This window comes from Maribellus maritimus, assembly GCF_022267315.1.
In the GTDB taxonomy this organism is placed as follows: domain Bacteria; phylum Bacteroidota; class Bacteroidia; order Bacteroidales; family Prolixibacteraceae; genus Draconibacterium; species Draconibacterium maritimum.
The window spans coordinates 74,849-84,116 of record NZ_JAIKLE010000029.1 but is presented as its reverse complement, the minus strand read 5'-3'; the positions used below and the strand labels follow the sequence as shown (position 1 = coordinate 84,116).

Sequence of the window (9,268 nt, the reverse complement as noted above, 5' to 3'; positions counted from 1 at the left end):
TTCATCTATCTTTAAGGTATAAAACACCAAATACGGTGTTTAATGATGTTGCTTAATACAATGTTTAACCTGTAGCCGTATTCTAGGACTAGACAAACTAAAACAGAGATGCATAAACTAATTTTAATATTTTCAACAATCACGATTTTTGCTAATTCATGTATTGGACAAAATGATTTAGATTCAAAGCAAATTGAGAAATTCTTTGACAAAAAAGAGAAAAAAGAATTGGTCAAAATTGTTTCGGTTGTTGACAGTTTAGTACTATCAAAAACTAAATCAAAAGAGATTGAAAAAGCCTATCACCAATATCTTGACTTACTTCACGAAAATGCAGCTAATGGTAATTTGGAATGGGCTTTTGACGAAGAAATGAAATATAACTTTCTATTCAGTATTGACTCGACAGTATTCAATAAAATATGGTTTAAATCAACGACTTCAAGAATTGTAAAAACGAGAGATACGACCTTGTATAATCCTGAAAACTTTGTTTCAATTGACTTAAATAATACTGGAGACTTTGTGAAATTTATTCATGACCTTGGAAAAAATAATGAGTATTATAAGGACTTTTACGGTGCGATTGAAATTTCGGGAAGTTTGTCTCCATCCATCGTTGCAGGATTCTTATCTAACAACAAAGACTTTGATTTTAATAATAGTAACGACCGACTTTGGGCTGCGGTATTTTTACTGACACTTGAGGAATCGGTGGAAAAGAAAGTAAAACGATATCTAAATGAATAAAGTTCAGCCCATAACAAATTGTAAATTGCATTGCGGGGTTTGTTAAAAAACAAAGCAAAAGCAGGTCAAAACAGAGTAGTGCAGATAGAACGTAACAAGTTTAAAATGAGTATATTTTCTTCTTTTTGCATTTCGTGGGTTAACAGATTTCGGCAGAATATTGCAGTCTTTCAGTTACCAAAGCGTTAACCGGCAGTTACCAAACACCAGATTGGTAACCAGTAGCAGGTTGCTGAAATGAAAACCGGAATATTATTCACTGATTCACAGTATTTTGCATAACAAAGGGCGCTTATATAACGGGTAATTTTACCCATAAAAATAAGCGTATGAAAATTGAAAGATTCAAGGTATTGCTCTACCTCAAAAAGAGCAGCCCCGACAAAGGGGGCAAAGCAGCCATTATGGGGCGCATCACCCTAAACCGCTCCATGGCACAGTTCAGTTGTAAACTATCCTGCAACCCCAGACTGTGGAACCCACGAGAAAGCCGACTGAACGGCAAAAGCCATGAGGCCGTATCGGTAAATGCAAAACTGGAAAAACTTCTACTTGTAGTCCATTCGGCATACGATACACTTGCGGGGCGCAAACAGTTTTTTGATGCCACAGACATAAAAAATATGTTCCAGGGGAACATGGGGACGCAAATGACTTTGCTGCAACTCATGGACTGTTTTATCGAAAGGTTTCGCAAACGCATCGGGGTTGACCGCTCTCCAAAAACAATTGCCCATTACCTCTACACCCGTCAAACCGTGGCAGAATTCATCAAAAAAGAATTCAACGTAACCGACCTTGCCTTTGGGCAACTTTCCGAACAGTTTATCCGCGACTATCAGGATTTTATTGTCCTGGACAAGAAACTGGGCAACGAAACGCTGCGCCACTACCTGTGTATCCTGAAAAAGATTTGTAAAATTGCGTACAAGGAAGGACATTCGGACAAACATTATTTTGCCCACTTCAGTATCCCAAAGCAAAAACTAAGTACGCCTAAATCGCTTAGCAAGGAAAATTTTGAAAAAATCCGCGACCTGATAATCCCCGACACCCAATATTCCCATATCCTTACCCGGGACTTGTTCCTGTTCGCCTGTTATACCGGAACTGCCTATACTGACACTGTTTCTGTTTCCAAAGAAAACCTGCAAACAGACAATAACAACGACCTGTGGCTTAAATATTACCGACAAAAGAACGGTAGGCTTAGCCGTGTAAAACTATTGCCTGAAGCCATTGAGCTGATAGAAAAGTACAAGGATGAAACAAGGGAAACACTTTTCCCTCATATCAACTACACGTCACTACGCCAAAACCTGCAAGGGCTACGTGTGCTTACCGGCATGAAAGACAAACTGACCTACCACATGGGCAGGCACTCGTTCGCCTCGCTCATTACGCTCGAAGCCGGTGTACCGATAGAAACCATCAGCCGGATGCTTGGACATAAGGACATAAAAACGACACAAATTTATGCCCGTGTAACCCCAAAAAAGCTTTTCGAAGACATGGACAGCTTTATAGTAGCAACACAGGATTTATCACTTAAACTTTAATTCTAACATTAAAAACGAATCGTTATGCGCAGTACATTTTCAATATTATTTTATATCAACCGCAGCAAAGTAAAAGCGGACGGAACTACGGCCATTATGTGCCGTATCAGTATCGACGGTAAGAACAGTACAGTAACCACCGGTATTTATTGCCGTCCAGAAGATTGGGACAGTAAGCAACAGGAAATTGCGGTTATCAGGGATAACAACCTTTTAAAGGAATTCCAGCAACGGGTGGAGCATGCTTATGAAGACATCATCAAAGAACAGGGCGTTATCAGTGCCGTATTGCTCAAAAATACCATCACAAAACCGGATATGGTAGCGGTAAACCTGTTACAGGCAGGAGAAGTGGAACGGGAACGGCTGAGGGTACGTTCCAAGGTTATTAATTCTAAGTCCTCTTACCATCAATCGAAGCTTACCCACAAGAACCTTAGCGATTTTGTTGCTTCGCTGGGGATGAACGATATTTTGTTTACCGATATTACAGAACGGTTTGGTAACTCGTTCAAAGACTTTCTGAAGCAGGATTTGGGATACCAGTCAAGCCATATAAACCATTGCCTTCGCTGGCTGAACCGGCTTATCTACATTGCTGTTGACCAGGGGATACTAAGGGCAAACCCCATAGAAGATGTTAAATATGAAAAGAAAGCCCCACCCCAACTCAGGCATATCAGCAGAAATGAGCTCCAATGGCTTATGGGAAACCCCATGCCTGACCAGCGCAAGGAATTGATAAGAAGGGCATTTATCTTTTCTGTATTTACCGGGCTATCATATGTTGATATTCGGAATCTGTACCCACGCCATATCGGAAAAACAGCAGAAGGACGGGTATTTATCCGCATAAACAGGGCAAAAACCAAAGTGGAAGCTTTTATACCGCTGCACCCGGCAGCTTTGCAAATACTCGCGCTTTACAATGCAAGCGATGATACGCAACCTGTTTTTCCTTTGCCAAAACGTGATATGATTTGGCCCGAAGTACATCAAATAGGCTTTATCATGGGAAGGTCGAAAAACCTCAGTTACCATATGGCACGGCATTCGTTCGGGACATTAATGCTTTCATCCGGCGTTCCTATCGAAAGTATCAGCAAAATGATGGGACATACCAATATTTCAACCACGCAGGTTTATGCCAAAGTAACTGATGATAAAATCTCGGAAGATATGGATAAACTGATAACACGAAGAAGATTAATTGGGAAAGCGGAAACTGCCGAAAATGAGCACTGACAGGTAATTCTGGTCAATCTTTCAGAGATGGAAAATGGCGGGCTGTAATAATTATAGCCTGCCATTTTTGTTACAACATTCTCCCGGGTACAAATTGATAGGAACATCTTCCACAAGAAAAAAGGAGAACAGGAACCGATATGTTCTATTTTTTAAATCGCTCCCGATACCCGTCATGCAACATTTTCTCAACGTCAGAAGACCGATAAAGTATTTTCCCTCCCAATTTTACATAAGAAATTCGTCCCTCATTTCGGTAGTCCTGTAAACTCCGGCGGCTGATTTTCAATTTCTTCGACAATTCCTCGTCAGTGTAAAAACTTTCCCCGTTTAATTCAGGTTTTCGGGAAGCGAACATATCTCCCATTAGCCGGGAAATACGTTCCAATGTTTGAAAGAATGATTTTACCCTTTCATCATTTTCCGATGTAATTAACTGGTTGCCCATAATCCTGATTTTTAAAAATTCACAATCATACTTTTTTTACGGCCATTCTTCGTTTACGGGCATGCTGTTGGCGTTTACCCTCTATTATCGGCAGAATCTTTCCCACGTCTTCCGCTTTGTAATAGATTTTATGGCTGATACGTGAAAAAGCAAGCGTTCCGTTGTCCCTGAGTGTTTGTAGTGTCCTTGGCGAGATATTCAACAACAGGCAAACATCCTGGTTGTCCAGCCATTCGCCTATATCGTGGGTACTATGTTGCCGGTAAAGTTGCTCCATTTTTGTGGCGAAGGTTTCAAACTTCGTGAGCATTCTTTCAAATGTTTCTGCATCTATATTTACGATTTCCATTGCTATTGTTTTTTTAAGTTTTTCTTCCTTCACCCAAAATAAAGCAAAACAACAGGTACTCCTGCTGATTTAAAGCAAGTTGGCAGCATTTGTCACACCGGTGGCGGTTTATTGTCCTCTCAGGCTGAGTGATGTATTTTTCAACCTGTCAGTTATTTCATCGTGAAATTATTGTGGGGAATCGAGGAATTGGTCCACAATAATTTCTGCCATTTCGTACATAAAATCAAGTATAACCTTCGCCTGCTCAATGGTAACATCTATTCCATCTTCTTTCAAAAGTTTGATTGCCCGTTCCGGTGAAATTCTGCTTCCACCATCGTTTTCCGATTTATTCGCTATCATATCCTAAAAATTAGTTCATTACAAATTGGAGAAATCTTCATTTCTGAAAAAGAATGATTTAAATGAAGTCGGATAAATCCCGCTTGCTTATGCGGTTATACCATTAAACCACGAATTGAAACAGTTTAGTTTTTACTGCACTTCTCCCTGTATAATTTCTTCCCTCTTGCAACAGTATGCCGATGGCGGTTCAGAGCAACCGCATTCAGGTGCGAAAGTATTTCCGTGTTCTTAACGCCGACGCAAATTCAAGCCTGACGGTTTTGCGGAAAATCTTCCTCTTTCCTTTCTGATGAGTGTATTTCCCACAAAAAATTTGACATCGGCTAAACACTACTTTCCCATGCCCCTGAAACACGGTCACTCCTCACCGGCTCCGATACGGCATAAAAAAAAGGTCAGAAATTATGAGAAGCACAGTAAAAAATAGGAAACAACGATCTACCTACCTTCCAACCAACATAAAACTGGTTGTGAAAATCGCTCTGATAGCATTGGGTTTCTATGTTTGGGGAACAGGGTTTATCTGGGTGCTCTTGGGTTTATACCTCGGTTGGGCAGTTATTAAACAACTGGCTTCCTGTCTTGTCTCCCTTGTCGTTCTCATAATCATTCTGGCTTTGCTGGTTTCATTAATCTTTTAATAGTAAAAACAATGGCAAAGTATTATTCACTATTCGGAAAAACTACCACCGATACCGAAGTACAGGTGGTAAAAGAAAATCAGGTTGTTATCGGTTATGGTTATGCGATGAGCGAATCCCGGTATGTGGTTTACAAAGTGGAACACATCAACAACCGGGGATTTATGTATCATCTAATCAATACCGACACCAAAGCTTTGGACAGGACCGACATAATAAACCCCTTATCAAAAAAATTCGGCATTGGCAGGTATTACGATGATGTAAAACCGGAATTTATGGATGCGTTTGAAGTGGCTATACTCCTTCAGGAAGCACAATCGAAAGCCAAAGCAGAGGAGGACGAAGCCGAAATAGAGCGGATAAGGATTAGCGAAGTAAAACAGGTCGGTCGCAGACGCTTCACCGATATATTCCCCGAAGCTGCACAGGCTGTTATTGTGGCAAGGTTGAAGCAGGATGAAAGCGATATGCAAACCGACTACTTTGCAAGCAGCACACAGCGCACCGTCATTTTAGGTTTTTCTACACACAAAAGGGACATTTTTTCGGAGATGCGCAAACATGCCCCCAATTTCGAAGAAACGGCTTACCTCTCGGAATTCAATAAGGATTACGAACACCGGGAAAAATACAGCATGGGTGCAGGTTACTATCTGGGAGAAAGCAAATATCACGGGTGGATAATTGAAAAAGTGCCTGTATATGATCGTTCCAGAACAATTGAGGAATTCGCATACATCGCAGGGAACGAAGATAACATACACATTAATAAGCCGAATGGAACACCGTCTGATACCCCCATGGAAGATAAAGCCAATTGTACCATGGTGGAATATTCAGCCAAAGCGGTCGCTGTTTTCGGAAATACCAAGCCAATTAAAGACGAACTCAAAGCAATGGGCGGACGGTTTAACAACCGATTGACTTTTAAGGGGGAAAAAATCGCAGGTTGGATATTTCCCAAGTCAAAAGAACAGCGTTTAGCCTGCTATTTCGGATTGGATTAAAACAAAACAGATGAAGTAAACAGACAGGCGGATTTTACCGCCTGTTACTTTTTCCATGAGCCGGTCACCTGAGCGGAGAAAAAGTAACAAAAAGCCCTTTAATGATGGTTTCTCCCTTTAACTTTTTAGGTTAAAAACCAATTATTTCCAAAACTTATAGATAGGAAAAGATCGAAATGCTTCTTGGTCTTGCTCGCAAAGCTGTTCAAATTGTATTCTTGCTACTTTATGGTTTTCAAGCAATAAATTAGCTCCCAACTTGAACATTAAACTACTATTTTCATTTTCTGAAATTTCATATAGTCTTTTGTTTTCCTCTGCGGAGAGCTCTCTTTCTCGTTTTATTGTTTGTAGATAATTAATCATTTTTATTTCAGCATGTAAATTATCTGCACTTTCATTTAGAAGCCAAGAAGCTATCTCCTTGGCTGTGTTATGAATCTCAATAGGATGGTCAGTATGTTTGTCATAAGCAAATAATAGATTTAGTAAATCATAATTTGCAGCTTCAAATATGTTTACATTTCTATCAGTCAGTATTTTATATGACGGAAGCATTTTTGAAAGATCAATATTTGACAATTCGATATAATCATCTGGAGATAATACTGAGTAGTGGGACGCGATGTATTCTGTATTACCTCTCGCAACTTTAAAAATCCCCTTATAATCAAAAAAGTTATACACTTTGTATAAGGACTTCTTTTTGTCAACGGCATCCAAAAAAAGTAAAATTTGGAAGTTTGACATACTTTTATGAAGTAAATATCCGGTATGTTCTCCATCTAGATTAATGTGAATGGCTTGCTTGCCATTAATTGATTTCATTAATAGATACAACTCCTCTAAACTCGAGTTAGAATCAATATTCCCGATATCAAAATCCACCTTAACTTGCAATGATTTCCAAAATTGCTCAATACGCTTATATGACTCTAATTGCTTTTTGGCAGAAATGATGTCAAAAGGGGTGTTAGCGTGTATTTGTCCTAAATTCACCTTTTTATTTTCCCCAAAAACAATTACTCCAGTTTCTATTATGCTTATTATAAAATTAAGATCCTTTATCCTATTTCTCAGCATACCAGTCAGTCTGTAATCCAGTCTGGCTCCCTTTCCATTCTTTATAAAAACTAGCGTCGTACTTTCTCCAAACTGGATGGTAATATCATCTTTTGTTTGTGTTTCGGACATATAGTTGTCGTATCTATCCCCATTAACAAAGATTGGAGGAAATCCATCTTTGGAAACCACTTTCATTTCAGAAACCAATTCAATAGGGTGAAGAATAGGGCTATTTGCAATTTTCGCATACCAATAGACTTCATTATTTAAAAATGTCTGTATAGGAGATGAAAGCTTCTTATTAGGTGAAAAAATAGTCAGACTTGATGTAATTTCTACAATGTCATTACTTGATGACAATGTTCTCAATTTAATTGGAGGTATATTACTGAAACTATGTTGTTTTTTACTGTCCTGATAAAAATTATAAAAAATTGTTTGAATTGAATATTTATCCACAGGAAGCCTTTTTAGTTTTATGACCCGCGAATTCTGATTTTTATGCCCTTTTATGTAATAATCAATCTTTAAGGGTGTTAATGTGTCATAAAAGACCTTTCTTTTGCTTGGATTCTTTTTATCTATTAACACGACAAAATAAATAGTCCCCCCATCGTTTTTATAATTAACCAGGTCAGTCATATCAACAGAGAAAGAGCATTCTTCTCTATTGATATTATCGGCCATTTCTCCTTTAACCTGAACCGTAACTTTACCGATAATATCCTTTTTATCAGTTCTATTGCTTTTATAGATTAAAACTTCACCATCCCATGAAGGAGTTTTATCATTCTCTTTTATAAATTGGCTAAGGGTATCTGTCATCGACAAACAGTCTTTGACGGCTATAGTCGCCCAATCTTCTATTTGCTTGTTATTGTATTTTTTTCTCATTATTAGTATGATGGGATATTGAGTATAAAAATAGGATGATTTTCTATTTTATAATAACAGTAATTAAAGTGTCTAACCCCATAGGACTTGTTCTTCAATTCTTCAAATCAACCATAATATTATCGGTACTGTATTTACGGTTTAAATTAGTTTCTCTCCTCTAATTTTTCGGCAAAAATACAGTTAAATCACTGACAAGCTGCAAGGTCATGCCCTCCGGGTTTTACAAACAATCTCCACACTTGCGGGTAGTATTATTTGCAAAAACCTTGCGCGAAGTCATTGATTACCTGTGATGGTGAAAGCAAAAAATTAGTGTTGAACCATTAAAATTTTTGCATTATGAAAGTTAATTATTTCTCCATTCCGGAAATTACAGTGTCGTATAAAGACAACGTAAAAGCTTCAGAACGTTTTGTCGTTAAATGTTCAGAAGATGCTTCGCAGATATTTGCCGAGGCGCATAAAGATTGTATGGAACACCACGAGGAAGTGAACGTATTGTTCCTAAACCGTGCCAACCGGGTATTGGGAATAAGCTGTGTTAGCAAAGGCGGGCTCGACGGTACTGTGGTTGATATACGGATTATTCTGCAAACAGCCTTGAAAGCGAACTGTTCCTCGGTAATGCTTTCTCACAATCATCCAAGTGGCAGCCGGAAACCCAGCCAGGCAGATATAACAATTACTCAAAAACTGAAAGAAGGCTGTAAAGCCGTTGGTCTATTACTCTTAGACCACTTAATTATAACAGGTGAAGGTTACATGAGCTTTGCTGATGAAGGGCTTTTGTAGCCCTTTTTTTGGTCGAATGCTATTATTTTAATTTATAAAAAGCTAACTATCTGGAACAAATAGAATCAAAAGTCTCCTATAAAACCGTGCGTAACAGTCTAACGTCCTTCGAAAAGTTGGCAAAATGAAACAAATATTAGCTTTTGTTGTTAGAGGTTCCTTTT

General features: G+C 38.7%; 10 protein-coding genes. 6 read left to right on the top strand and 4 right to left on the bottom strand.

What is annotated here, in order from left to right; translation table 11 throughout:
* Positions 1-108: 108 nt before the first annotated feature.
* The 3 genes from K5G00_RS21510 (at position 109) to K5G00_RS21500 (ending at position 3,554) form a co-directional block, all read left to right on the top strand.
* The gene (locus K5G00_RS21510; RefSeq protein ID WP_238768367.1) at positions 109-750 is read left to right on the top strand and encodes a hypothetical protein; all 642 of its coding nucleotides are present in this window, start codon (positions 109-111) and stop codon (positions 748-750) included.
* Positions 751-1,079: 329 nt separating this feature from the next.
* Entirely contained in the window at positions 1,080-2,309 is a 1,230-nt protein-coding gene (locus K5G00_RS21505) for a site-specific integrase (protein ID WP_262921417.1), read from the top strand.
* 24 nt (positions 2,310-2,333) lie between these two features.
* On the top strand, positions 2,334-3,554 hold the full coding sequence (locus K5G00_RS21500; RefSeq protein WP_238768363.1) for a site-specific integrase: 1,221 nt from the start codon (positions 2,334-2,336) through the stop codon (positions 3,552-3,554).
* A 145-nt stretch (positions 3,555-3,699) separates the two neighbouring features.
* On the opposite strand, the gene K5G00_RS21495 is transcribed toward K5G00_RS21500, so the two are convergent.
* The 3 genes from K5G00_RS21495 to K5G00_RS21485 form a co-directional block, all read right to left on the bottom strand.
* Entirely contained in the window at positions 3,700-4,002 is a 303-nt protein-coding gene (locus K5G00_RS21495; protein ID WP_238768361.1) for a helix-turn-helix domain-containing protein, read from the bottom strand.
* A 25-nt stretch (positions 4,003-4,027) separates the two neighbouring features.
* Positions 4,028-4,351: a helix-turn-helix domain-containing protein gene (locus K5G00_RS21490; RefSeq protein WP_238768360.1), complete on the bottom strand. Its 324-nt coding sequence runs from the start codon at positions 4,349-4,351 to the stop codon at positions 4,028-4,030.
* Between the two features lie 168 nt (positions 4,352-4,519).
* Complete coding sequence (locus tag K5G00_RS21485; RefSeq protein ID WP_238768359.1) at positions 4,520-4,696, bottom strand: hypothetical protein; 177 nt, start codon at positions 4,694-4,696, stop codon at positions 4,520-4,522.
* Between the two features lie 407 nt (positions 4,697-5,103).
* Here K5G00_RS21485 and K5G00_RS21480 point away from each other — a divergent pair, with 407 nt between their 5' ends.
* Positions 5,104-5,340: a hypothetical protein gene (locus tag K5G00_RS21480; protein ID WP_238768357.1), complete on the top strand. Its 237-nt coding sequence runs from the start codon at positions 5,104-5,106 to the stop codon at positions 5,338-5,340.
* An 11-nt stretch (positions 5,341-5,351) separates the two neighbouring features.
* Positions 5,352-6,350 (top strand): hypothetical protein, encoded by a 999-nt coding sequence (locus K5G00_RS21475; RefSeq protein ID WP_238768355.1) that lies wholly within the window; start codon positions 5,352-5,354, stop codon positions 6,348-6,350.
* 141 nt (positions 6,351-6,491) lie between these two features.
* On the opposite strand, the gene K5G00_RS21470 is transcribed toward K5G00_RS21475, so the two are convergent.
* A complete protein-coding gene (locus tag K5G00_RS21470; protein ID WP_238768353.1) occupies positions 6,492-8,309 on the bottom strand; it encodes a hypothetical protein in 1,818 nt (605 codons plus the stop codon).
* A gap of 342 nt (positions 8,310-8,651) precedes the next feature.
* Between K5G00_RS21470 and K5G00_RS21465 the strand changes: the two genes are divergently transcribed.
* Positions 8,652-9,104, top strand: coding sequence for a JAB domain-containing protein (locus K5G00_RS21465; RefSeq protein WP_238768351.1), 453 nt, complete (start codon positions 8,652-8,654; stop codon positions 9,102-9,104).
* Positions 9,105-9,268 lie beyond the last annotated feature (164 nt).